The 23,765-nt window shown below is 62.8% G+C and carries 28 protein-coding genes and 2 tRNA genes; 15 read left to right on the top strand and 15 right to left on the bottom strand.

Annotated elements, in window-relative coordinates:
• Positions 1-21 precede the first annotated feature (21 nt).
• Positions 22-765, bottom strand: coding sequence for a hypothetical protein (locus tag ACSC1Y_RS01695; protein ID WP_435332844.1), 744 nt, complete (start codon positions 763-765; stop codon positions 22-24).
• Between the two features lie 180 nt (positions 766-945).
• Between ACSC1Y_RS01695 and ACSC1Y_RS01690 the strand changes: the two genes are divergently transcribed.
• Genes ACSC1Y_RS01690 through ACSC1Y_RS01650 form a run of 9 tightly spaced genes read left to right on the top strand, consistent with a single transcriptional unit; the run spans position 946 to position 5,637 of the window.
• A complete protein-coding gene (locus ACSC1Y_RS01690) occupies positions 946-1,230 on the top strand; it encodes a hypothetical protein (RefSeq protein ID WP_435332842.1) in 285 nt (94 codons plus the stop codon).
• A 4-nt stretch (positions 1,231-1,234) separates the two neighbouring features.
• Positions 1,235-1,729, top strand: coding sequence for a hypothetical protein (locus ACSC1Y_RS01685; RefSeq protein ID WP_435332841.1), 495 nt, complete (start codon positions 1,235-1,237; stop codon positions 1,727-1,729).
• A 2-nt stretch (positions 1,730-1,731) separates the two neighbouring features.
• Complete coding sequence (locus ACSC1Y_RS01680) at positions 1,732-2,448, top strand: hypothetical protein (RefSeq protein WP_435332839.1); 717 nt, start codon at positions 1,732-1,734, stop codon at positions 2,446-2,448.
• Between the two features lie 4 nt (positions 2,449-2,452).
• Positions 2,453-2,662, top strand: a complete 210-nt coding sequence (locus ACSC1Y_RS01675) for a hypothetical protein (protein WP_435332838.1) — start codon at positions 2,453-2,455, stop codon at positions 2,660-2,662.
• Positions 2,663-3,163: a hypothetical protein gene (locus ACSC1Y_RS01670; RefSeq protein WP_435332837.1), complete on the top strand. Its 501-nt coding sequence runs from the start codon at positions 2,663-2,665 to the stop codon at positions 3,161-3,163.
• Positions 3,156-3,839 carry a hypothetical protein gene (locus ACSC1Y_RS01665; RefSeq protein ID WP_435332836.1) on the top strand — a complete coding sequence of 228 codons (684 nt, stop codon included), beginning with the start codon at positions 3,156-3,158 and terminating at the stop codon, positions 3,837-3,839. The genes ACSC1Y_RS01670 and ACSC1Y_RS01665 overlap by 8 nt, the downstream gene beginning before the upstream one ends.
• Positions 3,836-4,048: a hypothetical protein gene (locus tag ACSC1Y_RS01660; protein WP_435332835.1), complete on the top strand. Its 213-nt coding sequence runs from the start codon at positions 3,836-3,838 to the stop codon at positions 4,046-4,048. The genes ACSC1Y_RS01665 and ACSC1Y_RS01660 overlap by 4 nt, the downstream gene beginning before the upstream one ends.
• The gene (locus ACSC1Y_RS01655) at positions 4,045-4,503 is read left to right on the top strand and encodes a hypothetical protein (RefSeq protein ID WP_435332834.1); all 459 of its coding nucleotides are present in this window, start codon (positions 4,045-4,047) and stop codon (positions 4,501-4,503) included. Before ACSC1Y_RS01660 ends, ACSC1Y_RS01655 begins: the two co-directional genes overlap by 4 nt.
• A 3-nt stretch (positions 4,504-4,506) precedes the next feature.
• Complete coding sequence (locus ACSC1Y_RS01650) at positions 4,507-5,637, top strand: outer membrane protein assembly factor BamB family protein (RefSeq protein WP_435332833.1); 1,131 nt, start codon at positions 4,507-4,509, stop codon at positions 5,635-5,637.
• Positions 5,638-5,821: 184 nt separating this feature from the next.
• Here ACSC1Y_RS01650 and ACSC1Y_RS01645 read toward each other — a convergent pair whose 3' ends face one another.
• The 7 genes from ACSC1Y_RS01645 to ACSC1Y_RS01615 all read right to left on the bottom strand — a co-directional run bounded on the left by ACSC1Y_RS01645 (position 5,822) and on the right by ACSC1Y_RS01615 (position 10,533).
• A complete protein-coding gene (locus ACSC1Y_RS01645; protein WP_435332832.1) occupies positions 5,822-6,730 on the bottom strand; it encodes an HNH endonuclease in 909 nt (302 codons plus the stop codon).
• A gap of 55 nt (positions 6,731-6,785) precedes the next feature.
• Complete coding sequence (locus ACSC1Y_RS01640) at positions 6,786-7,463, bottom strand: hypothetical protein (RefSeq protein ID WP_435332831.1); 678 nt, start codon at positions 7,461-7,463, stop codon at positions 6,786-6,788.
• A gap of 196 nt (positions 7,464-7,659) precedes the next feature.
• A complete protein-coding gene (locus ACSC1Y_RS01635) occupies positions 7,660-8,523 on the bottom strand; it encodes a DNA adenine methylase (protein ID WP_435332830.1) in 864 nt (287 codons plus the stop codon).
• Positions 8,520-8,990 (bottom strand): hypothetical protein, encoded by a 471-nt coding sequence (locus tag ACSC1Y_RS01630; protein WP_435332829.1) that lies wholly within the window; start codon positions 8,988-8,990, stop codon positions 8,520-8,522. The genes ACSC1Y_RS01635 and ACSC1Y_RS01630 overlap by 4 nt, the downstream gene beginning before the upstream one ends.
• 252 nt (positions 8,991-9,242) lie before the next feature.
• Positions 9,243-9,424, bottom strand: a tRNA-Trp gene (locus ACSC1Y_RS01625).
• 47 nt (positions 9,425-9,471) lie between these two features.
• Positions 9,472-9,699 (bottom strand): DUF5795 family protein, encoded by a 228-nt coding sequence (locus ACSC1Y_RS01620; protein ID WP_435332828.1) that lies wholly within the window; start codon positions 9,697-9,699, stop codon positions 9,472-9,474.
• Between the two features lie 69 nt (positions 9,700-9,768).
• Positions 9,769-10,533 (bottom strand): DUF5794 domain-containing protein, encoded by a 765-nt coding sequence (locus ACSC1Y_RS01615; RefSeq protein WP_435332827.1) that lies wholly within the window; start codon positions 10,531-10,533, stop codon positions 9,769-9,771.
• 426 nt (positions 10,534-10,959) lie between these two features.
• On the opposite strand from ACSC1Y_RS01615, the gene guaB reads away from it, so the two are divergent.
• Together guaB and ACSC1Y_RS01605 are read left to right on the top strand one after the other, a co-directional pair.
• On the top strand, positions 10,960-12,453 hold the full coding sequence (gene guaB, locus ACSC1Y_RS01610; RefSeq protein ID WP_435332826.1) for an IMP dehydrogenase: 1,494 nt from the start codon (positions 10,960-10,962) through the stop codon (positions 12,451-12,453).
• A 331-nt stretch (positions 12,454-12,784) separates the two neighbouring features.
• Positions 12,785-12,937 (top strand): DUF1272 domain-containing protein, encoded by a 153-nt coding sequence (locus ACSC1Y_RS01605; protein WP_435332825.1) that lies wholly within the window; start codon positions 12,785-12,787, stop codon positions 12,935-12,937.
• A gap of 191 nt (positions 12,938-13,128) precedes the next feature.
• Here the strand turns inward: ACSC1Y_RS01605 and ACSC1Y_RS01600 are convergent, their stop codons facing one another.
• Complete coding sequence (locus ACSC1Y_RS01600) at positions 13,129-13,641, bottom strand: hypothetical protein (RefSeq protein ID WP_435332824.1); 513 nt, start codon at positions 13,639-13,641, stop codon at positions 13,129-13,131.
• Here ACSC1Y_RS01600 and ACSC1Y_RS01595 point away from each other — a divergent pair.
• Together ACSC1Y_RS01595 and ACSC1Y_RS01590 are read left to right on the top strand one after the other, a co-directional pair.
• Positions 13,623-13,778, top strand: coding sequence for a hypothetical protein (locus ACSC1Y_RS01595; RefSeq protein ID WP_435332823.1), 156 nt, complete (start codon positions 13,623-13,625; stop codon positions 13,776-13,778). The genes ACSC1Y_RS01600 and ACSC1Y_RS01595 overlap by 19 nt on opposite strands.
• Positions 13,779-13,864: 86 nt before the next feature.
• Positions 13,865-14,995: an acyltransferase gene (locus ACSC1Y_RS01590; protein ID WP_435332822.1), complete on the top strand. Its 1,131-nt coding sequence runs from the start codon at positions 13,865-13,867 to the stop codon at positions 14,993-14,995.
• A 338-nt stretch (positions 14,996-15,333) separates the two neighbouring features.
• Here ACSC1Y_RS01590 and ACSC1Y_RS01585 read toward each other — a convergent pair.
• Positions 15,334-15,407 (bottom strand) — tRNA-Lys (locus ACSC1Y_RS01585).
• 185 nt (positions 15,408-15,592) lie between these two features.
• Here ACSC1Y_RS01585 and ACSC1Y_RS01580 point away from each other — a divergent pair.
• Complete coding sequence (locus ACSC1Y_RS01580; protein WP_435332821.1) at positions 15,593-17,044, top strand: DHH family phosphoesterase; 1,452 nt, start codon at positions 15,593-15,595, stop codon at positions 17,042-17,044.
• Here ACSC1Y_RS01580 and ACSC1Y_RS01575 read toward each other — a convergent pair.
• The gene (locus tag ACSC1Y_RS01575; RefSeq protein WP_435332819.1) at positions 17,041-17,331 is read right to left on the bottom strand and encodes a PRC-barrel domain-containing protein; all 291 of its coding nucleotides are present in this window, start codon (positions 17,329-17,331) and stop codon (positions 17,041-17,043) included. The genes ACSC1Y_RS01580 and ACSC1Y_RS01575 overlap by 4 nt on opposite strands.
• 44 nt (positions 17,332-17,375) lie before the next feature.
• Positions 17,376-18,503, bottom strand: a complete 1,128-nt coding sequence (locus ACSC1Y_RS01570; RefSeq protein ID WP_435332817.1) for a pyridoxal phosphate-dependent aminotransferase — start codon at positions 18,501-18,503, stop codon at positions 17,376-17,378.
• A gap of 421 nt (positions 18,504-18,924) precedes the next feature.
• On the opposite strand from ACSC1Y_RS01570, the gene ACSC1Y_RS01565 reads away from it, so the two are divergent.
• Positions 18,925-20,028 (top strand): CNNM domain-containing protein, encoded by a 1,104-nt coding sequence (locus tag ACSC1Y_RS01565; RefSeq protein WP_435332815.1) that lies wholly within the window; start codon positions 18,925-18,927, stop codon positions 20,026-20,028.
• A gap of 360 nt (positions 20,029-20,388) precedes the next feature.
• Here ACSC1Y_RS01565 and ACSC1Y_RS01560 read toward each other — a convergent pair whose 3' ends face one another.
• Genes ACSC1Y_RS01560 through acs form a run of 3 tightly spaced genes read right to left on the bottom strand, consistent with a single transcriptional unit; the run spans position 20,389 to position 23,719 of the window.
• Positions 20,389-20,517: a transporter gene (locus ACSC1Y_RS01560; protein WP_435332814.1), complete on the bottom strand. Its 129-nt coding sequence runs from the start codon at positions 20,515-20,517 to the stop codon at positions 20,389-20,391.
• A 38-nt stretch (positions 20,518-20,555) separates the two neighbouring features.
• Positions 20,556-21,626 (bottom strand): phosphotransacetylase family protein, encoded by a 1,071-nt coding sequence (locus tag ACSC1Y_RS01555; RefSeq protein WP_435332812.1) that lies wholly within the window; start codon positions 21,624-21,626, stop codon positions 20,556-20,558.
• Positions 21,623-23,719, bottom strand: coding sequence for an acetate--CoA ligase alpha subunit (acs, locus tag ACSC1Y_RS01550; RefSeq protein ID WP_435332810.1), 2,097 nt, complete (start codon positions 23,717-23,719; stop codon positions 21,623-21,625). The genes ACSC1Y_RS01555 and acs overlap by 4 nt, the downstream gene beginning before the upstream one ends.
• Positions 23,720-23,765 lie beyond the last annotated feature (46 nt).

Here is a 23,765-nt window from a genome sequence, read left to right as displayed (position 1 = left end):
AGACGCCAGATAATTTGGACATCACTCGGTTTCTGAGGCATCCGAGTATATCGAATCCCGAATTTTCTCGAGCTCTTCGTCTGGAATCGAGCTAAGGAAGAAATGGGTTGCAAATGCCATCAGATACGTGAAGGTGTATAGTACTCCCGCAAATAACATTCCGGACAATATGCCAATTGCTATCGAGAGAAACAACGAATGTGATTTAAAATTTAGTATTAGGTTTATTGGCAAGAGTTCTAAATTCCACAGAAGGGAGAGTAATCCCCCACCAATCGCGATATTCTCGACCCCTCCTTTCATCACATATCCCAGAAATTCTGGGGCTTCAGAGTCTCTACCTAATGTGACAGGACCTTCTTGCGATCCTCTACCAACCCACCAACGAGCTGTTCCAACACCCAGCAAGAAGCATACGAACTGGAATAGAAATAAAAACGTGTTTGAAAATTCTAACACAATTGCAGTGATAGAAACCACGACTGACCAAAAGGCCACATAGAACAGAATGTGCTTGGACCTTTTCCACTGTGAATTCACCAAAAAATCGAAAGTATTTCTTTCACTTGACGGTGGTGAGACTCTTTTTTGAATTGTAAGTGCGACTAATAGAAATATAGTTAATGAGGACACGATTCCAAGTCGGCTCCACCGGCTATCTACAGTTAGCTGTGTAAAGTACACAGAGATCGCACCAAATACCCCCATTACAGTAAATAAATGAGAATTTTCCTCGAAAAAGTCAGCCAGACTGTGTTCAGACATTCTATAGTTGTTGAACAGTGATGGTATAAATTTGTTCGCGAAAAAGCATTGCTAGAATCGTGTGGTGGTGATCTGACGAACTGACTTAGAGTGACGACCATTGGTGTTCAATTACGGTTTTTCCAAGTCAGCCTGACTCGGTATTTCATAATCGAGTCATCTATTTCTTAGACCGACGCAATGACAATGAATTTTGGAGGCGCGTTCGACGCGCTCGCAGACGACGACACCTGGATGGACGCCGCTGAGGTGGCGGCAGGCTACCTCGGCCCGATGGCTTTCGCCAACGTGGCCGAGGGCATGACTCCCTTCGACGTACCGAACGAGGCCTACGGGCTCCTCGGCATCTACGCAGGCGAGAAGTTCGACCACCGGATGGTCTCGGTCGGCTCCGGCGTCTACACGCTGGACGTGCTCGCCCAGCGGTTCGGGCTGAAGGACAAGGTCACGAGCGTGGGGGCGTAGACAGATGGCAGAGTCTCTCTTCGCCGCCGAAGGCACGACTTCGGATTACGTCACCACGCAGACGAACGTCACCGGCCAGCTCACCCCCATCGCGACCATCCAGCCCGACGACGGTGTCGGACTCCTCATCCACAACGCGGTCGACGTGGGTCAGAAGCGACAGGGATTCCCGATCTACGCCGACCTCAAGGACGGCGGCGACGCGGACTTGCCGCTGGACTCGCGGCTCGCACTCGGCTACGAGTCGCCCACTGACGACAGCTTCCACGTCGTCTCCATCCCGATGTCGAACATCAGCACGTACCGCAAGAAGACCATACAGGAGCAGCAGAACCGGGAGAACGTCGACTCCGTCAAGCACGAACTGAAGAGCTCGCGCCTCGAGGTGCGCGACATCGACAAGGCCTACCTGCTGCTGAACTCCTCGGTCCAGATCGACCACTCGAACAGCGAGATCTACATCGACCAGGACGCGGTCGATGAGGTGGACATCGAGTGACCATGTCGGTGCAGAAGCAGCTCGAAAACGCCCCGTGGAAGCCGGGTTACATCTCGCTCCGCGACTGGACGTTTTCGACCAACACGACTGGCGAGAAGTCTGTCGTCGCCACCTACGCGGCACCGCGACCCATCCGGCTCCGCGAGGACCGCGAAATGGACCTCGCAGTCCCGGCCTACGAAAGTTTCACCACCGACGGGTCCGGTACTGCACAGACCCACAGTCTCTCTCACGACATCATCGACACGCCGGCGACAGAGGCGCTCGTTCTCTGGTCCGACGGTTCGCCCGTCCAACCGGGCTCTGTGGACTACGCGGCGAACTCGTTCGACTACACCGACGGCGGGGCAGCAGAGACGCTCGACGTCTACTACATCCCGCGCAATCCGGCCGTCGTCGAGTTCGAGAAGGTCGCACCGGGTGGCGGCAGCACCATCAAGCAACCGCTGTTCGAGATCCCGACGGCCATCGCCCACACTCGCGACCAGTCGAAGGACCCCCTGTCGTTCGACCTCGGTCGGACTGGCCTGCAGGACACCGTCCCGCGCAAGTGGGTCGTGCAGGTCTCGGTCAACGCGCCCTACACTGTGAAGTTCGAGGAATCGACGCGGGGAACCTCGGCGACGAACGCACTCCTGTCCGTGCCGCGTGCACAGACTGAGGCTCGCGTTCCTGGCCTGAAGGATGCCGTCAAGGCTGACATCGCGGGGCTGAGTTAGAACTATGCAGGGCGGCCTTGCAAGCGGTCACTCCGGGTCCGCCTACACCACCGCTACCAGCGTGAGCGATTCGACGGGCAGCCAACCGGCGGTCTCGAACCGCGAAGCAGTCCGAATCGGCGGCTTCTCGCTGTCGTTCGAGGAACTGCTGGCGCTCGCGGTACTGGTGAACGCGACAGCGACGGTCATCACGCTCTACCTGGAGGTGGCGTAGATGGCGATCATGAACGCGGACGGCGTGGCACCGGCACCGAGCGGCACTCGTCTTCGGGACGACCCGGAGAAGGACGACGAGACGCAGGCCAGCGACGACTACCAGCTTCTAGACGCGGTGGGCAGTGCGAACCTCGACATCGAACTGGACAAGAACACTGGCCGAACCGAAGAGTCCCTCGGCGGGATGGGTTCGGGCACGGCCACGAAGGGCACCGAACGAGAGGACAACATCAGCCTCACGTCGGTCTCTTCGAGTGCGTCAAACGCCGATATCGAACAGGTCGAGCAGGCCGTCGAGACGGCCACTGGCGGCCGTGCGTTCGGGAGTACGGCCGAGACGGAGGACATCGGGAGTGGCGGCGCAGTCCAGACCACGTCGGCACCCTCGAACACCCAATCGCAGAACCCGGCAGACACGCTCCCCATCGACAATCTCCTGCTGGGCGCTCTCGCGGTCGTCGCGCTCGTCTTCCTCGTCGGAGGTGGCCTGCGTGGGTAACTTCTTCGGCGGCCTGCAGCACGCCGTAGAGCAAGCCTACGACGGCGCGGCCGGCATCGCGGACGGTGCCGCCGGGTCGACGGATGAGGCTGTGGGCCGTGCAGCGGCCGCAGCCGGGCGCAGCGACGTAGCGGGAGTCACGGACAATCTGGCCGGTGGCTTCGACGAGGCGGCCGGACAAGCGACCACGGGCATCATGAACGGGGACATCGGCGCCGTCGGTGACGCCCTCGGTGGGAACGTCGACGAGGCGACCGGCCGGTTCTGGACAGCGCTCGAATCCGGTGACGTTGCCGGCATGGGAGACGCCGCATTCGGTGGTCTCGACGAAGCCGCTGGTCAGCAGTATCAGGGCTTGGCGGGTATCCTCGATGCGGCCGCAGGGACGAGCGACGAGGCAGTTCGCCGCCAGTTCGACGGCACGACCGGCGGCGGTCTGGCTGACGAGGCGCAGAAGGCGGCCGAGGACGCAGTCGATGTCGGTATCGACGGCGCGAGCCACGTTCTCGGCGGCCTCACCGACGCCTACACGGAAGTCGGGCAGAACGTCGTCGGTGACTGGTTCCAGTGGTGGATGGTCCCGCTGGGGGCTATCGCACTGCTCGTTCTGTTCAAGGACGAGCTGGCCGACGGTGGGAAGGCCTACGCGACCGGGGGTGCGTCACTCGCAGCATGACGCCGACGATGTCACTCATGCTGCAGGTGGTCGCGGGCCTGTCCGTCGCACTGATAGTCGCACTCGGTGGGTTCGCTACGTCGATCTTCCTCGCCATCAACCAACTGCAGGCGGCAGTCTTCGGCGACGCAGACGTGGACGGCTGGGACGGTCTCGATACGGAGGTTCGACGCAACCGTGAGGCGCTCGTCGAGGAGGGAATTCGATGACGGGACCGAACAGCGAAATCGAGAAACTGCTGGCCGAGTACGGACTCGGTGCTCACTCGTGGGTCTCGGACGTGCTGCAGTCGGACACTGACCGGCTGTTGATGGCTTTGCTGCTCGAACAGCGTGGCCAGGACCTCATCGACGCGCTCGACCAGGCCAGCGAAGAGTACCGGGAGAAGACGGCGAACTACTCGACCGGGAGCGTGACCGCCGGTTCCGAGTGGTCTGACGCCATCGAGTTCGGCCTCGTCGCTTCGAGCATCGACCTTCGGGTGACGAACGCGAACGTCGAAGTGGCGTTTGCCGACCCGAATCGGAATGATGACATCGGCGTTCCCTACACCACCGATGAGGCTCCAATCATCGGTGTTCCGGCAGATACGTCGAAAATCTGGGTCCGACGCGACCCGTCAGCTGGGTCAGACGGAACCGTGCAGTTCGAGGCGTGGGGATAACCCGTGTCCAAGACTGTTTTTATTGGATCGGATAGCGGGTCTGTCCAAGCGGTAGATGCAGAGACCGGGACCGAGACGTGGACGGCATCGGTCGGGTCCATCCTTAGGGCGTCACCCACCGTTGTAGATGGAAGACTGTATATCGGTGGTGGTGGCCAGAAAATCTACGCGCTCGATGCGGCGACTGGTGCCGAAGAATGGACCTTCACCACGGGAGGGAGTACGGACAACGTCTCGCCGACCATCGTCGACGGTCGGGTATTCGTCGGGTCCTACGACAACAACGTCTACGCAGTCGATGCAGCCACCGGAAACGAAATATGGTCATATACGACTGGGGCAAATACCGACCGCTCACCGGCCGAAGTTGTCGATGAGACAGTATACATCGGGTCACACGACGGAAAACTCTACGCGCTCGATGCTGCCACTGGGGATGAAGAGTGGCGTTTCGCGACGGGAGGTGATGGTGGCGTTCGGTCGTCACCAGCTGTCAAGGACGGAACCGTCTATTTCGGCGGTCTCGACGACAACGTCTATGCCGTGGATGCGGACACTGGCTCGGAAGAGTGGTCGATCTCCACCGGGGGGAACGTCCAATGCTCGCCAGTAGTCGTCGATGGAACGGTATACATCGCCTCTGACGACTTCAATCTCTACGCCCTCGATGCGTCCGACGGATCCGAGAGATGGAGATTCACCGCGAGCACCAACTGGCCCCGATCGTCGCCATCTGTCGTTGGCGGAACTGTATACGTTGGGCTGGATTCTGAGCTGTACGCCCTTGATGCGGCGACTGGTTCCGAGGAGTGGCAGTTCTCGGCTGGTGGAACGACGCGACCGGCCCCAACTGTGGAGAGAGGAACCGTGTATATGGCCTCTGAGAACAAGAATCTCTTCGCAGTTGACGCTGCGACAGGGAACGAGGTGTGGTCGTTCGCGACAGATGGCTGGGTGTACTCGTCGCCGACGGTCGCGGAGATGGACGGGAGCAGTATGGGGTCTCGGGTCGAGCTTCGTGCGCTTGGCCACCACGATGCACTATCCGGGACAGGACCGACCACGATAGTTCGAGACCTTCGACATCACAACGAGGACGGCCGCAGACGATCAATGATGGGATGGTCAGCGTGAATCTCGTCGACCCTACCCTGCTGCTGGCGTTCGTGATGGGGCTATTCGTCCCGTTTCGCTTTGCGATGGAGCGATTGCGGGGCTTCGGAAGACACTGGGTAGCTAAGCTTCCGTACAAGCCTCCTGAGAGCGAGGAAGTACAAACCAGCAGGCAGGAACAACCGTAATCACTTGACATTCCTATTCAGTCGATTTGATGAATTTCCCGGTGCTTTCTGAGATATTTCGGCAGAGGCCAATGATTTTCATTATCAGGTAGCACGAGCGTGTTTCCACGGAGATCCGCAAACTCCTCGGGTTCTTTACGGTCAGACTGGTCTTGAACGAGGACTTCGAAATCATCCGAAACGGAGATCCAGCCGTTGTCGAAGGCCCAGTGGTGCAATCGGCACAATGCCAGGCCGTTCCGATAGTGGTCACGACCGTTCTCCCTACGAGGGTAGATGTGAGCAGCTTCTACCTCGGGGTTCCCCTCAGGTGACTTCCTATTGGAGCCACAGATGGCGCAAGTCTCGTCGTAATACTGTTTCACTCTTCTTCGGAAAAGACTGGATCTGACCTTTCGCTTTCCTATCTTCGCTTCCTGTTCTTCGTCTTCTTTCAAAGGAGGATTACTACTCTCGTCTTCAACGTCAGCCTCTACCTCTTCATACTCCTGGGTGGATGTGACCTCAAGTTTCTCCAATAGGAACCGGTTTATCATCCTCCCACCCTCAGAAATGTATTCGTGGTCCACCACGTCGACGAGGCCCTCATACTCCCAATCTTCCCCCTTCTTGTTCCTACTGAAGAAGTAAATCGGAACAGTGAGTTCCTCACACTGTGCAATGAGTCGTCCGTTCCCTGCTGTTTTCCGTTGGTCCCCGTCTCCATAGTCCTCGCCGATATATCTGAATCGTTCCCCGTGAAGATCGTCTGAGTAGTGGCTATCTCCACTTGACGTGAGCACAATGAATTCTATCTCGCCACTGTCGTCGGTTCTGGTATTGATACCACGAAAGAAGCCACCGTCGTCATAGATTTTCTTCAGATCATCCATATGGTACCGCTGGCCGATGGATAGTCGAGATTCGTCAATGTAATCGACACGCATAGTTTGATGGTGGACGGAAGGGGAGGAATATCTAATGCCTGAGAAGATTACTCAGTCAGGCATCAACAGTCAGATCGTCCGTAATAGCTCGGCAGTTTGGGCACTCTTCTTCGACGTCAGTGAGGATGGCCCTACATGTGCAGCGGTCGGGATCGTGCTCGTCGACGAGATCTGCCCCGCACTTCAGGCACTCGGTCCCGTCAGGGTTCGGGTGGTGTCCGATACATCGGCTCTCTCCTGAGTGGGTGAGGAGGTGGGAGATGTCCCGGTCCTTGCCGTGGTCGCGTTCGTCGTGGGTCCAGTCGTCGGGGTGGACCATACGGGGCTTGATTCGGTAGACCTTCTTCGAGACACAGTCCGGAGTGTGACCCATCAGCGAGACGTAGCCACTCCGGCGCAGGTCCTGAAGGACGGCCTCGACGCCGCTTTTGTTGAGCGTGTTCAGATTCTGCGCAACTCGGCTGGAGTGGCGCTCGTGGAATCGGAGATGCTCGTTGGACGCTTCGAGCGCCGCGAGGTAGACAGCTCGTTCTTCGGATCTGCTGGGGACGTGCAAGCCATCGTCGTGGTCTTCGTCGTCGCGGAACTCTCGAAGCTTGTCGTATACGAGTTCTCGGAGCAGGTGAGACTTTGACTCGTGATCTTCGGCGGCGACGACTTCCCCAAGTTCGGCCCACGCTTCGTCTTCGATGCCGAAGGAATGCCGAGAGTCGGGGTTGTGGTCCATCACCATCAGCAGGTCACCTCCGTGGACTCGTATGCAGACCGTGGCTCGTGCATACGGTGAGAATACCCAGAGGGGGCGGCAATGAGTAACCCGTATGCACGGGGGTGGGGGGAGGCGTTCAAGCGACTCGCGCGGGCGCGGCCCAACCGCGTGTGCGTGCGAGGCCATCGTCGCCGGGTGACAGACCGAGAGTTGGAGTCAGTCACTGCTGAACACCTCCGCTGAGTCTCGCCTGAGCGTACCCCTCGCCGAGGAAGCGGTCTCTCGTCGACGGGTCGAAGTTGCAGACGAGTCTCTCAGTGGCACTCGAATTGCTCCGGCACATTCGGTGTCGACGGTTCCGTTCGAGGATGTGGAAGTGCTCGAGGCCGCCTGGTAGCGTCTCGTAGGAGACCATCCAGTCGGCCTCAACATCGTGGAGTGCGTCGACGAACTCGTCGTGGTCGAACTCGCACCCGTAGTAGTGCTCTCGGTCTACGTAAGGAGGGTCCATGTAGAACAGGACTTGCTCGCGATCGTAGTCTTCCAGAATCGCGGTGTAGTCCTTGTTCTCGATGAGGACATCTCGGAAGCGTTCTGCCAGCTCCTCGAGACGGTAGCGGGCGTTATCGAACGTCCGTGCCGGTGACCGCTTCGTTCGGGTTTTGAAGCCGTTCGGCATCGAAATGTCTCCGGCGAACTGCATATACCGGAGCGTCCAGAATCGCCCTGCCCGCCGTATGGGGTTGTCAGGGCGCACACCGTCGAAGAAGTCCGTCACCCAATCCTCATACAGTGACCGGGAGTAGGGTACGTTCTTCACCCACTCGGCGAGTTCGTCGCCTCGCTCGCGAAGGACGGTGAAGAACTGCACGAGGTCGTCGTTCACGTCGTTGTAGACTTCGTTCTGGCTGGGTGGCTTGTTGTACGTTAGGGCGGCACTGCCCCCGAAGACTTCGACGAAACACCGGTGCTGTGGAACCTTCTCGAGTATCCAGTCCGACCCACGGCCCTTCCCGCCTGGGTACGGGAACGTTGAGACGTGGTTGTTCGGCCGCTCGGAAGACCCATCGTGAGAGCCCGTCACCGCTGGGCACCTCCGTCAGTTCGGGCACGACTTGTAGAAGCCACTGGCCGGTCAGGCTCGTTGACGCGGAGCCAGACAGGCGGCGTCGTGTAGACGTGGCCGGTGTCGACATCGGTGACACCGAGCTGGTCACGACTCCACTCCCACCAGAGGTATGCGACGTGGGCGCACCAGTCGTTCCACGTCCAGGCTTCACAGTCGCAGTCGGCGACGAGCTGGCCGTGGTGGATGGCGAACGTGACGCGGTGTCGATCTCCGAGTTCGTCGCTGTCAGTATACCCTATGAGTACGTAGAACTCGGAGGCGTTGACTGGGCCGCAGGTGGCAGGTGCGGCCTGTGCGCGGTGCCACGAACCGCTCATCGTCCAGTCGTCGGGGAACCGCAGCGGGCCGACGTGGAGCTGATTCTCGATGGTCTCACGGTGTAGGTCTAGTCGGTCGGCGCCGTGTGGCTGTTCGACCGACATCAGTACCGCCCCCGGTCTGCCTCGCACTGTGGACAGACGTACCTCGGCACGTCGTGGCTGTGCGAGAGACTCATCTCGACGCCAGGATGTGTCGAGCACCTCACGGGAGACACCCCCCTTCGTCTAGTGCTGGACAGGCCTGCGGATGGTCGTCTATCCAGCCGCCACAGAAGTCACAAATTTCTGTCTTTTCACCAGTGGTCGGCTCGAAGAAGCGGCGCTTCTGGGTGTGTAGTTCCTTTAAGGACGGAATGGGGACGAAGGGATTTGAACCCCTGATCGACTGATATCTCCGGTGTGTGCGCCTCGGAACTCCAGAGGGTCGTCGTCGCGGTACCGATGATCAGTCGGCCGCTCGGTATATCAGTCTGGAGTTTCGTCCCGGGCGCGTGGCCTCTGGAGTCAGTCGCCATGCCTGGCTTGGCCACGTCCCCTCGCTTCCTCGTTTGGCGGTTTCTACTAAAGGGGTTTCGATTCGGAATCAGTTGCGGTCGTCCTCGGCCCAGTCACAGTCCTGGCATTTGTAGCCCGTCACGAGTTCGGTGACGCTCGGCATGTAGACGACCGAGAGGACGTCGCCGCCGCAGTCCGGACAGTCCCGGTCGGCGTCTTCGATGTTCTCGGCCTCCATGACGGAGTCGCCCTCGACGAGCTCTGCCAGCTTCTTGGGGGTGACCATGCGTCCCTGGACGACGCGGTTGCCTGCCATGGAACGAGAACGTCGCGCCGGGGCCGTAAGCCCTCCGGAACGGGGGCGGCCGTGGGAGAATGGTGGTGGTCAGTCAGCCGCTTCGGCGGTCTCGCCGGGCGTCTCGTCCGCGGGCGTGTCGAGCGCAAGGACCGCGGCGACGACGACGACGGCGAGCGGGGCGGAGCCGACTTCGACGAGGCCGGCGATGGAGAGCGACAGCAGGCCGAGTGCGACCGCGCTACCGAAGCGGAAGCGGTCGACGTCCATCCGGCGACGGAGGTGCGGCCCGGTGATGGCGACCAGCAGGGCGAATGTCGCGCCGACCGCGGCAGCAGCGGCGGCCCGGGCCACGAGAGCCATGTCGGGGGCGAACGCGAGCTGCGGGTTCGAGAGGTCGAGGCTCACCAGCAGGCCGATGCCGACGATGACGGCGGGCCGCGGGAGGTATTCCCCGACCGTCGCGGACGCGGTCTTCGCGGCGACGGCGGCGATGACCAGCGCGGCGGCGCGCTTGAACCGGGCCGTGTGGAGGATGCTGTCGATGGCGGGTGCGATGGCCGCCTCGATGGCTGCCAGTGCAACGATGGCGATGCCGACGATGGCGACGCTGGTGACGATCTCGCGCTGGGTCCCCTCCATCTCGGCCAGGATGACCGCGACGGTGGCGCTGCCGCCGAAGACGAGCAGCCCTATCTGGACGATTCCCAGCGGGTCAGATAGTGCCCCGGCGAGTACGAGCGCCGGGAAGATGCCGTCGACGAGCGAGAGCCCCATGACGGTCGCGAGGAGCTTCGTCTTGCCGCCGACGATGCCCTCGAGCTTCAGGGCGATGGGGTGGCGTGACGCGCTCATCGGGACTCAGACGTGCCGTGACCCGAGGCGCGGGAACGATAACGGGGGCGACGCTCGTCGGGAGCGGCGAGCCGTTTTCGGGCGCGTAGAAGTGTCTCCGCCGCGAAAAACGGGAACGAGCGGGCGGTGTCGTCGCGTACCTGACGGACCGTGCGCGCTCCGAACGTAGTGGCGGAGTTCATACTCACGTAACAGGGTGCGTGAATGATAAAGATTGTGTGAGACGAGCCCTCAATCGACGAGGCATCCTTGGCCCCTTTATAAGTAGTGGCTAATCTCCGTAGACGATATCTCTAATCGGCCGACGAACCGGCCAGTCAGTCCGGCGTTTCGACGCCGTCCAATCATCACAGAGAGATATGTGACGAGAACCCACGGAGCGACGTGTCTCGCAACGTTTTTGTGCGAATCGGACGGACCGCTTATATGGCGAAGGACGCTCCTGACCGCGACACATTCTCCGAGAAGCTCCGCGTACCAGAGGCACTCACGTTCGACGACGTACTGCTCCGACCGAAGGAGAGCCGCGTCGAGCCCGACGAGGCCGACCTGACCTCGCGCGTATCGAAGAACGTCGAGGTGCCGGTCCCGGTCCTCTCCGCTGCGATGGACACCGTCACCGAGGCGGACATGGGCATCGCGATGGCCCGCCACGGTGGGCTGGGCGTCATCCACCGGAACCTCGAACCCGAGGAGATGGCACGGCACGTCGAGAAGGTCAAGCGCGCCGACGAGCTCATCATCCGCGATGTCGTGACCGCGAAGCCGGACATGACCGTCGAGGAGGTCGACGCGATGATGGAGCGCGAGGGCGTCAACGGCGCGCCCGTCATCGACGACGACGACAAGGTGCTCGGTATCATCTCCGGGACCGACATCCGTCCGTACCTCGAAGTCGGCGAGCAGGACCAGGTCCGCGAGGCGATGACCGAGGAGGTCATCACTGCACAGAAGGGCGTCACCGCCCGCGAAGCGCTCGAGCTCATGTACGAGCACAAGATCGAGCGCGTCCCCATCGTCGACGAGGAGAACCGCCTCATCGGCCTCGTCACGATGCAGGGCATCCTCCACCGTCGCGAGTACGACAACGCGGCCCGCGACGACGACGGCCGACTCCTCGCCGGTGCCGCAGTCGGCCCGTTCGAGACGGACCGTGCCATCGTCGCCGACGAAGCCGGTGTAGACGTACTGTTCATCGACTGCGCGCACGCGCACAACCTGAACGTCATCGACGGGGCGCGCGAGATAAAGGAGAACGTCGAGGCGGACGTCGTCGTCGGCAACATCGGCACGCGAGAGGCGGCCGAGGACCTCGTCGACTTCGCGGACGGTCTCAAGGTCGGTATCGGCCCGGGCTCCATCTGTACGACCCGCGTCGTCAGCGGGTCGGGCATGCCCCAGATAACCGCCGTGTCAGAGGTCGCTGACGTCGCGTCGAAGCACGACGTGCCCGTCATCGCCGACGGCGGCATCCGGTATTCTGGTGACGCCATCAAGGCCATCGCCGCCGGTGCGGACGCGGTCATGCTCGGTTCGTACTTCGCGGGCACCGACGAGGCCCCCGGTCGCGTCGTCACGATGAAGGGCAAGAAGTACAAGCAATACCGCGGCATGGGCTCCGTCGGCGCGATGCAGTCCGGCGACGGCCAGCGCTACCTCAAGGACGAGAAAGACGACGAGGACTACGTCCCCGAGGGTGTCGAAGCCGCGACGCCGTACAAAGGGCCGCTGAGCAAGGAGCTCCACCAGCTCGTCGGTGGGATGCAGTCCGGTATGGGCTACGTCGGCGCCGAGACAGTCCCCGAGTTCAAGGAGCGCTCGGAGTTCGTGCGCGTCTCCGCGGCGGGTCAGACCGAGAGCCACGCACACGACGTGCTCATCACGGACGAGGCACCGAACTACAAGCCCGACGGGAGCTAAGCGCTACCCGTCGGACTGACAGGCGGGAGAGCAGTACTCGTTCTCTGCAGCGTTCGAACTCGGATGTACTTTGAACTCTGTCCCACACGCCGCACAGGTGCGTGTCTCGAAGTCGGACATCGCAGTCCGTGCTTCGGCAGGCACGAAAAAAGCCGTGGGGCCTACAGGGTCTTGTCCCGTCTCGCAACCACCAGAATAATAGCAGATTGTTGACTGGATATGCCCCGGTGGCGAATTCACCGGCACGGAACCCGAACTGTCTCTGTCTTCGTGCCAATCTGTGTAGTGTTAACAGTTAACAAGCATTGGCTCGATGGCTATCAGTAGAGGTATGAGCGTCATCAACACCATCAAGAACGCCATCGGGGCGGGCACGAAAGAATCGACCGCCATCTACGAGTGCGGGTTCTGCGAGGAGCAGTACGAGACGGCGTACAGCATCTGCCCGGGATGTGGCGGCGAGGACATCGCGCGCATCGAGTGAGCAGGCACCGTCGTTCTTCCGTCGAAAGTGCTACTGGAAGTCGAGAGTGTGCTGTACACCTCAAGCTGTGTCCTGTCGAGTACTAGCGTAGGCTGTGAGAAACGACGTACGCTGTCGAACTCCTCCGCGATCGCCTCAAGCCTCCTCCCAGGCTGTGATTTGGCTGCGCCATTACTACTGTCCGCCGAGTATCATGTTGTATGGGGGCTTCGCTCGACTCGCTGGTACAGATAGCGAAGATCGTCGTCGGTCTGTTCCTCTTCTTCGGCATCCCGGGTCTCCTCTCCTTCGGTGGACTGACACTCGTTACTACCGTCGTCACTGCCGTACTCTCGAAGCTCCTGACACTCGTCTTCCGGAGACTCCCCGTCGTCGCCCGGTTCTTCGACCACATCTCGGAACGCGTCGCGGCCACGTCCCCCGACGGCGACGTCAGCCGGAGCCAGCTCGTCGTGGTCGGTGCGTTCGTCCTCGCGTACGCCGTCGTCTACGTTGTCGGACTGTTCGCGACGACCCTGGCGTACGAGTTCCTCGCCGAGCCCGCTCCTCTCTCCCTCCTCCGGTGGGAGGCATCGGGTCTGGCGTACTGGTACCCAATCCTGGCCCTCATCTACGGCGTCCCCCTGGCCCTGGGGCTTACCCTCGTCGACGACCTGTGGACGGGACGGCTTCGTCGCTCCGGTCCGTGGGTGAGTGGAGCGCATTCTTCCTGCTGCTCAACGTGCTCGTCCCCGTCGCCGTTGCCGGCGCGCTGTTCGGGTCGATCTACCTCACGAAGTGGATGTTCGAGGCGTTGTGGTGGCTACTGGTCGAAATGAGCAAGCTGGTCGGTGGCGGCTAGACCAGAAACCGTCGGTAACCTTCCTGGCTGTTTCGGACGCCTTATCAACACGAGGTGGTGATGTCCGGGTACGTCTTCTCCTCATCATGAGAGAACGAATCCACAGCATAGACACGCTCCGAGCTATCGCCGTCTTCTTCGTCGTCACCGCCCACGTCCAGCCGTTTCGCGGCTTCGGAACGTACGGGAACTACGTCTACTTCGTGCTGGATACGCTCGGACAGTTCGACGTGCCGTTCTTCTTCCTCACGTCCGGGTACTTCCTGGCAGCGACCCTGACCGCCGAGAACGTCGCGTCGAAGGTACTCGGAACCGCCCGAAAACTCGGCTCGCTCTACCTGTTCGGGCGAATACTCTCCGTGACGGCAGTCGTCGTCATCGCGCTCGTAGCGAGCGAACCGGTGGCGTCGACCCTCGTCGACGGCCTCGCCAGCTACAGCCTGCTCGACGTACTGTACTACGGCAAAGCAGCGGCGGTACCGACCTGGTTCCTGACGGCACTCCTCTTCTCCATCGTGTTCGTCTCGCTCTTCGTCAGGGTCGGGAAGACCCGCTATCTGTTGCCCGTCGCGGCACTCTTCCACGTCGTCGGTCTCCTCGGCACGAACTTCCAGCTGCTCGTCCACGTCCCGTTTCGAACGCGGGACGCCCTCTTCTTCGGGTTCTTCTACGTCGCCCTGGGTTATACGTTCAATACGGTCGACTGGTCACCGAGCGAGGACCGGAGCCAGCTGTACCTCGGCGCCGTCGTCGCCCTGGCCGGCGTCCAACTACTCGAGCAGTACGCCATCGGGTACGTCATCCGCGAGAACACACTCAGTCAGGAACTGTTCCTGACGGAGTACACCATCTCGACGGTCTTCTTCGTCGTCGCCGTGTTCGCCTACGCGCTCTCGAACCCCCAGTTGGGGAGAGATACGAGCCTCCCGTCGGTGGGCCGGCACGCACTCGGCATCTACCTGCTCCACGTTCCAGTGTTCCGACTCATCCACGCGACGAGGCGGTTCTGGGAGCCAGCAATCGGGTTCGATCCGACGGGGACGCTCCTCTGGCAACTGGCCATCGTCCCCGTCGTCTACGTCCTCTCGCTGACTGTCTATCGCTTCATGGACAGGGTGGGCGTCATCGAGACCGACGGCAGCCACATCCCGTTCCTGCACCGGATTCGGGCTGGGGACGGGCTACCGGGGCGGAGAGCGCACTCGAGCGACGAGTAGGGCGAGGGAGGTACTGGCGGGGAGCCCGACTCACAGAAATCGCAAGACGGAGCTGACTGGCGCGTTCCGAGGATGGTGGTCGAGCGCGAATCGCGTTACCGAGCTGTTGAACTGAGATGCCTGAATGGGACTCATAGAAAGACTCTAGCCGCTCTGGCGAAGAGATTCGAACGACTCAGACAGGACTGGTCGACTGTGAATCAGTCGTTGAGAAAGCGGGCCGGGCGCGATTATGAACACACGGTCGCAGCGGAGCTGCTCCCTGCGTTCAAATCCCGCCATCTCCGTTTTCAGGATGCTGACCGCTCGCTTCGCTCGCGTTGTAGCATCCTGAAAAGCGGGCCGGGCGCGATTTGAACACGCGACCGTCTGATTAAGAGTCAGACGCTCTGCCTAACTGAGCTACCGGCCCAACTGCAATCACACCTTGCTGGTGGTTGTTAAAAAGGGTTATCATTCGATTCGGGTTCGTCAGTGGGTTTCATGGGTAATAGACCCGAGCCTGGTTTCGGCCGAAATCCGGGGACGGTGTCGGCCTGATCGACTACTCGCCCGGTTCGGGAGCGTTAAGTGCCCCGGGCGAAAGGTGTTCGATACATGACGACCGGGGTCAGTATCTCCTCGATGTCGAAGTACGCCATCCTCGGCTGTGGGAGCGTCGGCCACGCCGTCGCCGAGGAGCTGGCCGAGCAGGGCAAGAACGTCCTCATCGTCGACCGCGACGAGGGGCGCGTCGAGGCGCTGCGCGACCAGGACCTCAACGCCCAGATGGCGGACATCCGGGACGAGAGCGTCGTCGAGGAGATATCCGGCTGTGACGTGGTGCTCATCATGGCCTCCGACGTGGAGGCGAACAAGGCCGCGGTCCAGAACATCCGCGACCGGGGGAGCGACCAGTTCATCGTGGTCCGCGCGTCGGACCCCGTCTCCGGTGACGAGCTCACCGAGATGGGCGCCGACGTGGTCATCAATCCGTCGTCGGTCATCGCCGACGCCGCGATGCGCTCGCTCGAATCCGGCGAGCTGGAGTACAAGGCGAACCAGCTCGCAGAGGTCCTCACCGACACCAAAGAGCGCGTCGCCATCCTCACCCACGACAGCCCCGACCCCGACTCTATCGCCTCTGCTGCCGCGCTCCAGGCCATCGCCGAGCACCTGGGCGTCGAAGCCGACATCTGCTACCTCGGCGACATCGGCCACCAGGAGAACCGCGCCTTCGTCAACCTGCTCGGCATCGAGCTGCTGAACTGGGCCGACGTCGAGGAGAAGGACGCCTACGACACCATCGCCCTGGTCGACCACGCGAAGAGCGGTGAGGAGGTCGACGTGAACGTCGACATCGTCATCGACCATTACGAGCCGGGCGACGAACTCGACGCGGAGTTCGTGGACGTGCGCCCGAACATGTCCTCGACGTCGACCATCATGACGAAGTACATCCAGGAGTTCGACATGAAGGTCGACGAGGCCGTCGCGACGGCGCTGCTCTACGGCATCCGCGAGGAGACGTTGGACTTCAAACGCGACACGACGCCGGCCGACCTGACCGCGGCGGCGTACCTCTACCCCTTCGCGAACCACGACCTGCTCGAACAGGTCGAGTCGCCGTCGATGAGCCCGGAGACGCTGGACGTGCTCGCCGAAGCCATCCAGAACCGCGAGGTACAGGGGAGCCATCTGGTCTCGAACGCGGGCTTCATCCGCGACCGCGAGGCGCTCGCGCAGGCGGCGCAGCACCTCCTCAACCTGGAGGGCATCACGACGACGGCCGTCTTCGGCATCGCCGACGACACCATCTTCCTGGCGGCGCGCTCGAAGGACATCCGCATGAACATCGGGAAGGTGCTGGCCGACGCCTACGGCGAGATCGGCGAGGCTGCCGGCCACTCGACACAGGCCAGCGCGGAGATCTCGCTGGGCATCTTCACCGGCATCGAGACGAACGACGAGAACCGCGATACGCTGCTCCAGCTCACCGAGGAGGCAGTCAAGCGAAAACTGTTCCAGGCGATGGGCGTCGAAAGCGGAGAGACGACGAACGGGTCCTAGGCAGCGACTTCTTCTTCCTCTTCCGGGGTCTTCAGGCGCTCTATCACGTCGTTCACGAGGACCACGTCACCGACCGCACGGACCCAGCGGTACGGAATCAGGACGCCGCGCGCGGCGCCGACGCGACCCCCGAACAGTTCCGGGTTGAGCTCGGTCAGCGCCAGTCCAGTGACGATCTGGTTCTCGATGTCGAGACGAACGTCCTCGATCTCACCGACGAAGACGCCGTTGTTCGAGTAGACTTCTCGGCCGACGAGAGAGGTTATCTCCTGGGGTGTCCCGTTCATATCCACCTCGACGTAGACGCGGGTCTTAATAGTTGGTCAGATACTCACGCCAGTGAATCGAGCAGTTCACCGAACCGTTCAAGGGCGGCAGCCCCTTCCTCCGGGGCCCGCCCGAGACTGACGCGGACGGCGTCCGGAATCTCGAAGAATCGGCCGGGAACGACGAGCAGGTCGGCCTCCTCCCAGGCGCGTGCTGCGAGTTCGTCGCCGTCGATTCCGTCGACCGAGAGGAACGCGAACGGGCTTCCCGCCGGAACGTCGCCCGAGACGTCCGGACGGCTCTCCACGAACGAGGCGAGTTGCTCGTGGTTCGTCGCGCACAGGTCGCGCTGGACCGGTTCGAGATCGCTCTTGTGCGCGAGCGCTCTGCGTCCAAGCGTGACGCTCGGCTCTGCGAGTGCGGGGATGTGCCAGGCGACAGACCGCGCCCGGGAGACGAAGTCCGCTTCGGCGACCAGCCAGCCGAGGCGAAGTCCGCCCAGTCCGAAGAACTTCGTCAACGAGCCGGTGACGACGGCGCCGTCGAGCCCCGCAGCCGTCGGTCCGCCGAAGGCGCCCTCCTCCGCGGTCGTCGTGTATGGGGCGTACACCTCGTCGACGAGGACCGGGATGCCGTACTCGCCGGCGACGCTAGCCGCCTCGGCGAGGGTCTCGCGGTCGGTCAGGGTGCCGGACGGATTGTGCCTGTTGGTCGTGATTGCGAGGGCCGCGTCGTCGGCGAGCGCGCTCCCGATGCGTTCGGGGTCGAGCCGGTAGTCGTCTTCCGCTGGCCGGAGGAACCGGTCGACCCGGCCGCCCAGCGCCTGTGACGTCGCCCGGAGCGGTTCGTACCCGGGCTTCTCGACGAGGACCTGCGGGTCGCGTTCGGGCTCATCGTCGCCACTCTCGTCGTCCTCCCCGGTCACGGCGGTGAGCGCGGTCGCTATCGCGACGAAGTTCGCCGTGGTCGCGCCCGGAGTCAACAGGACGTTCTCCGAGTCGACATCGTAGACCTCGGCGAGCTGCGAGCGGAGGTCAAGTGATGCTGGCGGATCGTCCAGTCCGGCGAGTCGACCGGGAATCGGACCGAACTGCTCGCTCCGCGTCCCGCGCAGGTCGCTGGACCCGAGGTCGTACTCGGCCGCCTCGGGCCGTCCGTCGATCCACTCCAGGTACGCGATCGCGGGGAACATACGCACCGCTCCGGCGCCCGCACCATTGAGTGTTCTGGGGACGTGACCGGCTGGCTGCGGCGAGCGCAGCGCTTGAGCATTTCAATACACAAAAGTTTTTTATATGTTTGTTCAGCTCTCGGTGAGTCTCTTGGTGGGTGAGGGTAAGGGCCCGGGGGGTATATCTACTGATGCCGGGGTGCCTCTGACAATCCGGCCTTCGACGGTCGGTTTTGCCCGAGCCGACCGTCGTCTTTTGGGGGAACTCCCCCCAGACTTCTCACCGTGAGCGGTGCGAAATAGAGTCGACGGATGTCGCGCCGTTCGAGCGCCGCCCCGGTCCCCGCTGACGCCTCTACTATCAGCTGCGTCGACCCAGGTCCGCTCTTCGGTCCGGGTTGGTCGGTGAACTAAGTCCGTGGCTCCACTAGCGACTGCACTGATGAGCCAGAGTGCGATGATGACCGGCCTTCGGCTGCTGGGCGGATTCCTCCTGTTGCTGGGGAACGGCTACTTCGTCACCATCGAGTTCGCGATGACGCGGGTTCGACAGTTCTCCGAGGCGGAGTTCACCGGCCACCCTGGCCTCGAACGAGCCTGGGAGATGACCGAAGAGCTCGAGATTTATCTCTCGGGCTGTCAGGTGGGTATCACCGTCTGTTCCATCGGTCTCGGCGTCGTCGCCGAACCGGCACTGGCCGCGGCGGTCAACCCGCTGTTCGTCGCTATCGGCCTGTCCCAGCCCGGGTCGCACACCGCACTCGCTGCCGGTACCGGCTTCGCCCTGATGAACTTCTTGCACGTCGTCATCGGCGAGCAGGCACCGACCTACTTCGGGGTCGAGCGGACCAAAACCGCGACGAAGCACGGCTCCCGTCCGCTCTACCTGTGGACGAAGCTCATGTCCCCGTTCATCCGGCTGTCGGACTGGACCGCGAAGGCGATTCTCAGCCTGTTTGGCGTCGAGATGACGCGCTCGTGGGCCGAGGAAGAGCTCGAAGAGGGCGCTGACGAAGGGACGAACCTCGCTTCGCGCGCCGAACTCAGAACCCAGATGGGGAGTGTTCTCAGCCAGAGCGGTCTGAGTCCGGAGCGGCGACAGGAGGTCATCGCCGCACTCGAGATCGGCGACACGCCGGTCGAGGAGATAATGGTCCCCATCGACGACGTGGTCGCGCTCCAGGCCGGCGATCCGCTGGAGGAGAACCTCGACCGCATCCGCGAGCGGCCACACACCCGGTTCCCGTTAGTCGGCGACGGGTTCGACGACTATCGGGGGCCCGTGTACGTCCCGCAGCTCGTGAAGCACCTCGACGAACTTCGCGACGGAGAACGGGAACTCGAGGAGTGTGCGAGCTCGGTGATGACGCTCCCCGCGGACACGACCGTCTCGGACGCCATCGACCGGTTCCAGGAGGTCGGTGAGGAGCTCGCACTGGTCACCAGCGACGACGAGATGGTCGGTCTGGTCACACCGACCGACGCCTGGGAGACCATCACCGGAGAACAGACCGACCCGCTCGACGCCGATCCGGAAGACAACTGAGCCACGGAGCGCCAAGGGGTCGCACTCACCTCCGACGGGCGGCTTGGTTGTACTCACCCCCAACGGGTGGCGGCCTGGTTGTACTCACTCACGGCTCGTTTCGTCACCACAGGATCACGGTACCGCTTATCCAGGAATCCGACTTCTGTACCAGTGAGGGTGAGGAAATCACCCCCGAGACAGCTTCGACCCGTCACGACACTGCGACGGATTCACACGGGTCGGCGCGACTCATCTGTCGTTCGGTGCATCACCGGTCGGCGCGGTCTGCCACCGCGACCGACCACATCACCCGACCTCGGTCGACGCGTCGTCGACCACCGATTCTCCGTCGGGTGGTCCCGCTTCGTTCCACTCAGCTTACAGTCCGAAGGCGTACCTGAGAACGACGCCCGCGAGCAGCGTCACCGCACCGAGGATGGACGTGATGGGTTCTGGGATGACGAACATGACCGCACCTGCCAGTACGACGTATCCTGAGAGCTTCATACGTCGACCGACGGGTCGGCGACGAAAAGGCTGCCTCCCTACTTGCTTGTGTCGCGGTCGAGTATCTCGTCGACCTCTGCGTGCGCACCGAGGAGTTCGACCATCCGGTCGACGGTCGTCTCGTCTCGCGTTCGACCGCTCCGGACCACGTCCTCGGCCCGGTCGATGGTCGTGATGGTATTCGACCTGACGAGCATGACGGGGACACCCTTCTCGGTTGCCTTGCCGAGGACGGCACCCGAAGGCCGGTGGCCACCGGTGAGGATGAGACACTTCACGCCCGGCGACTCGAGCGCTGCCGCGTGCAGGTCGGCGCGGTCACCCCCCGTGATGACGGCCGCGTTCTTCGTCCGACGGAAGCCACGGAGCGCGGCGTCCGCACCCATCGCCCCGACGCTGAACCGCTCGACGAGCCCGTCCGTCGGCACGTCTGTGAGCAGTTCAGCGCCGAGCTCGTCGGCGAGTTCGGTGACGGTCACGCCGGCGAGGTCGCGCTGTCGCGGCACGACGCCGACCACCGGGATTCCCCGCCCCTCGAGGAACGGGACGACGTCCGTGGTCAACTCGTCGAACAGCTGGTCGGGAACGCCGTTGAAGACGACGCCGCGGAGGCGCTCCTCGCCAACATCGTCGACCGCGGCGAGCACGTCGTCGACGGCCGTGAGCCCGTCGTACCGACAGACGAGCACCACGTCTGCGTCGACCAGTTCGGCGATGTCGCCGTCGGCTATCTCGAGGATCTTCCCGGCGACGAGCCCACCGCCTTCCAGGAAGACGGTGTCGTAGGACGCGGCCAGGTCTTCGTACGCCTCCAGGATGCGAGCCCGGACCGAATCGGCGTCCTCCGTCCCCCGTATCGCGCTCTGGACGAACGTCGGCGAGTAGACGATGGGTTCGAGTTCGTGCATCTCGGCGTCCATCCCGAGCAGGTCGCGCGCCAGCATCGGGTCCTCGTCGAGCGTCTTGCCGACGTTCGACTGGAGGCGCGTACCCTTCGGCTTCATGTAGCCGACCGAGCCGTCCTGTTCGGCGACGATTCTTGCGAGCGCCAGCGTGATGGCGGTCTTGCCGGTGCTCTCTGCGTTCGCGGTGACGAGTAACGGTTTCATAGTTCCTCCGTGTCCACGGTTAGTCTGACGTCGATCGCGCACACCCCATCGGGGCCGGCGACCAGTGGGTTGACGTCCAGTTCGAGTATCTGCGGGAAGTCGGTGACCAGCTGTGAGAGTCGCTGGATGGTCTCGACGACGGCGTCGACGTCTGCGGGCGTCCGGCCCCGGGCCCCGCGCAGGAGCGGGGCGGCCTGGATGTCGTCGACCATCGCTCGCGCCTCGGATTCCGAGACGGGTGCGACCCGGACGGTCGTGTCTTCGAGGACCTCGACGAAGATACCGCCGAGGCCGAACAGCACGAGCGGGCCGAACTGCGGGTCCCGGTTCACGCCCACGATGGTCTCGGTGCCGGCGTCGAGGTCGACCATCTCCTGTACCTGCACGCCGAGGATGGTCGCGTCGGGCTGGTAGTTCCGCGCCCGGGTGATGAGGTCCTCGAACGAATCCGCGACGTCGTCGGTCTCGACGCCGACTTTCACACCGCCGATGTCCGACTTGTGCAGGATGTCGGGGCTGACTATCTTCATGACGACTGGCCCCTCGATGTCCGCCGCGACTGAGACAGCTTCATCCGGCGAATCGACGATCTCTCCCGCCGGTGTCGGGATACCGTACGCGTCGAGCAGGCCCATCGCCTCGACGCCGAGCCGATGATCTCCTCGCTCTTTCGCCCCTTCGAGTACCTCTCGAGCCGCGTCCCTGTCGACGTCGAACCGGGCCGCGGGTTCGTAGGTCGTCTGGCTGATGCGCCGGTACCGGGCGAGCGTGTCCACGCTGTCGACCGCACGGCCCGGGTCGAAGTAGTTCGGGATGCCCGCCTCTCGCAGCAGGTCAGCCGCTTCGGCGGTGCGGTCGCCGCCCATGAAGCAGGTGACGACCGGTTTCCCGTGTTCGGCCTGTTGCTCGATGACGAGTTCGGCCAGGTCGGCGTAGTCGAGGACGGCCGTGGGCGCACTGACGACCACGACCGCCGAGACGTTCTCGTCCGACAGCACGGCGTCGATTGCCGACTCGAAGCGTCCGATGTCCGCGTCGCCGATGGCGTCGACCGGGTTGTACACGTTCGCCTCGGCGGGCAGCTCGGTCTTGAGCCGGGAAAGCGTCTCCTCGGAGAACGACGCCAGCGAGAGCGAGCTGTCCCCGATGGCGTCCGTCGCCATCACGCCGGGACCGCCGGCGTTGGTCACGACTGCGACCGAGTCGGACTCGGGAACCGGCTGTCCCGAGAGGACGCGGGCCGCGTCGAACAGTTGCTGGACCGATTCGGCACGCAGGACGCCAGCCTGTTCGAGTCCAGCCTCGTAGGCCGCCTCGCTTCCGGCTATCGCCCCGGTGTGGCTCGAGGCGGCCTTCGCGCCGGCGTCGGTCCGGCCCGACTTGACCACGACGACCGGTGTATCCTGGGTCGTTTCGCGCGCGACCTCTATGAACTCGCGCCCGTCACGTATCGACTCCAGGTAACCGAGGACGACGTCGGTGTCGGGGTCGTCGCCCCACGACCTGACGAAGTCGGTCTCGTCGAGGACGGCCTTGTTCCCGAGCGAGACGACGTCCTTGAAGCCGATGTCCTGGTCGTTCGCCCAGTCGAGGACGGCCGTGATGAACGCACCCGACTGGCTCATGAGCGAGATGTTCCCCGGCAGCGCCATGTCGGGGCCGAACGTCGCGTTCATCCCGACCTGACTGTTCATCACCCCGAGACAGTTGGGGCCGACGAGATTGAGTCCGTACTGCTCGGCCACGTCGACGAGTTCGTGCTCGCGCTTCGCGCCGTCCCCGCCGGTCTCACCGAACCCCGCGGTGATGACGACGACGTTCTCGACGCCAGCCTCGCCCGCATCGCGGACGACCTCCACGACGACCTGTGGGGGAACGACCACCACCGCGAGGTCGACCGGGTCCGGGACGCTCGCGAGGTCCGGGTAACACGGCCGGCCGAGCACCTCCTCACGCCCGGGATTCACGGCGACGACGTCGCCGTCGAACGGTTCGAGGTTCTCGAGGATGGCCCGTCCGACCGAGCCCTCCCGGTCGGTCGCACCGACGACCGCGATTCGTGCTGGCCTGAACAGGCCTGTCAACGGTCCCATCAGATGACCAGTCGTGTGGCTGAGAGATAAAACCAGGTGCCGACCG

The sequence above is a fragment of the Haloarchaeobius lipolyticus genome (genome assembly GCF_051208015.1).
In the GTDB taxonomy this organism is placed as follows: domain Archaea; phylum Halobacteriota; class Halobacteria; order Halobacteriales; family Natrialbaceae; genus Haloarchaeobius.
This window is presented reverse-complemented; position numbering and strand designations above follow the sequence as displayed.

Coding starts and splice junctions, on each gene's coding strand:
- ACSC1Y_RS01695 (WP_435332844.1), bottom strand. CDS start 765: ATGTCTGAACACAGTCTGGCTGACTTTTTCGAGGAAAATTCTCATTTA.
- ACSC1Y_RS01690 (WP_435332842.1), top strand. CDS start 946: ATGACAATGAATTTTGGAGGCGCGTTCGACGCGCTCGCAGACGACGAC.
- ACSC1Y_RS01685 (WP_435332841.1), top strand. CDS start 1,235: ATGGCAGAGTCTCTCTTCGCCGCCGAAGGCACGACTTCGGATTACGTC.
- ACSC1Y_RS01680 (WP_435332839.1), top strand. CDS start 1,732: ATGTCGGTGCAGAAGCAGCTCGAAAACGCCCCGTGGAAGCCGGGTTAC.
- ACSC1Y_RS01675 (WP_435332838.1), top strand. CDS start 2,453: ATGCAGGGCGGCCTTGCAAGCGGTCACTCCGGGTCCGCCTACACCACC.
- ACSC1Y_RS01670 (WP_435332837.1), top strand. CDS start 2,663: ATGGCGATCATGAACGCGGACGGCGTGGCACCGGCACCGAGCGGCACT.
- ACSC1Y_RS01660 (WP_435332835.1), top strand. CDS start 3,836: ATGACGCCGACGATGTCACTCATGCTGCAGGTGGTCGCGGGCCTGTCC.
- ACSC1Y_RS01655 (WP_435332834.1), top strand. CDS start 4,045: ATGACGGGACCGAACAGCGAAATCGAGAAACTGCTGGCCGAGTACGGA.
- ACSC1Y_RS01645 (WP_435332832.1), bottom strand. CDS start 6,730: ATGCGTGTCGATTACATTGACGAATCTCGACTATCCATCGGCCAGCGG.
- ACSC1Y_RS01640 (WP_435332831.1), bottom strand. CDS start 7,463: ATGGTGATGGACCACAACCCCGACTCTCGGCATTCCTTCGGCATCGAA.
- ACSC1Y_RS01630 (WP_435332829.1), bottom strand. CDS start 8,990: ATGTCGGTCGAACAGCCACACGGCGCCGACCGACTAGACCTACACCGT.
- ACSC1Y_RS01620 (WP_435332828.1), bottom strand. CDS start 9,699: ATGGCAGGCAACCGCGTCGTCCAGGGACGCATGGTCACCCCCAAGAAG.
- ACSC1Y_RS01615 (WP_435332827.1), bottom strand. CDS start 10,533: ATGAGCGCGTCACGCCACCCCATCGCCCTGAAGCTCGAGGGCATCGTC.
- guaB (WP_435332826.1), top strand. CDS start 10,960: ATGGCGAAGGACGCTCCTGACCGCGACACATTCTCCGAGAAGCTCCGC.
- ACSC1Y_RS01605 (WP_435332825.1), top strand. CDS start 12,785: ATGAGCGTCATCAACACCATCAAGAACGCCATCGGGGCGGGCACGAAA.
- ACSC1Y_RS01600 (WP_435332824.1), bottom strand. CDS start 13,641: ATGCGCTCCACTCACCCACGGACCGGAGCGACGAAGCCGTCCCGTCCA.
- ACSC1Y_RS01590 (WP_435332822.1), top strand. CDS start 13,865: ATGAGAGAACGAATCCACAGCATAGACACGCTCCGAGCTATCGCCGTC.
- ACSC1Y_RS01580 (WP_435332821.1), top strand. CDS start 15,593: ATGACGACCGGGGTCAGTATCTCCTCGATGTCGAAGTACGCCATCCTC.
- ACSC1Y_RS01575 (WP_435332819.1), bottom strand. CDS start 17,331: ATGAACGGGACACCCCAGGAGATAACCTCTCTCGTCGGCCGAGAAGTC.
- ACSC1Y_RS01570 (WP_435332817.1), bottom strand. CDS start 18,503: ATGTTCCCCGCGATCGCGTACCTGGAGTGGATCGACGGACGGCCCGAG.
- ACSC1Y_RS01565 (WP_435332815.1), top strand. CDS start 18,925: ATGAGCCAGAGTGCGATGATGACCGGCCTTCGGCTGCTGGGCGGATTC.
- ACSC1Y_RS01560 (WP_435332814.1), bottom strand. CDS start 20,517: ATGAAGCTCTCAGGATACGTCGTACTGGCAGGTGCGGTCATGTTCGTC.
- ACSC1Y_RS01555 (WP_435332812.1), bottom strand. CDS start 21,626: ATGAAACCGTTACTCGTCACCGCGAACGCAGAGAGCACCGGCAAGACC.
- acs (WP_435332810.1), bottom strand. CDS start 23,719: ATGGGACCGTTGACAGGCCTGTTCAGGCCAGCACGAATCGCGGTCGTC.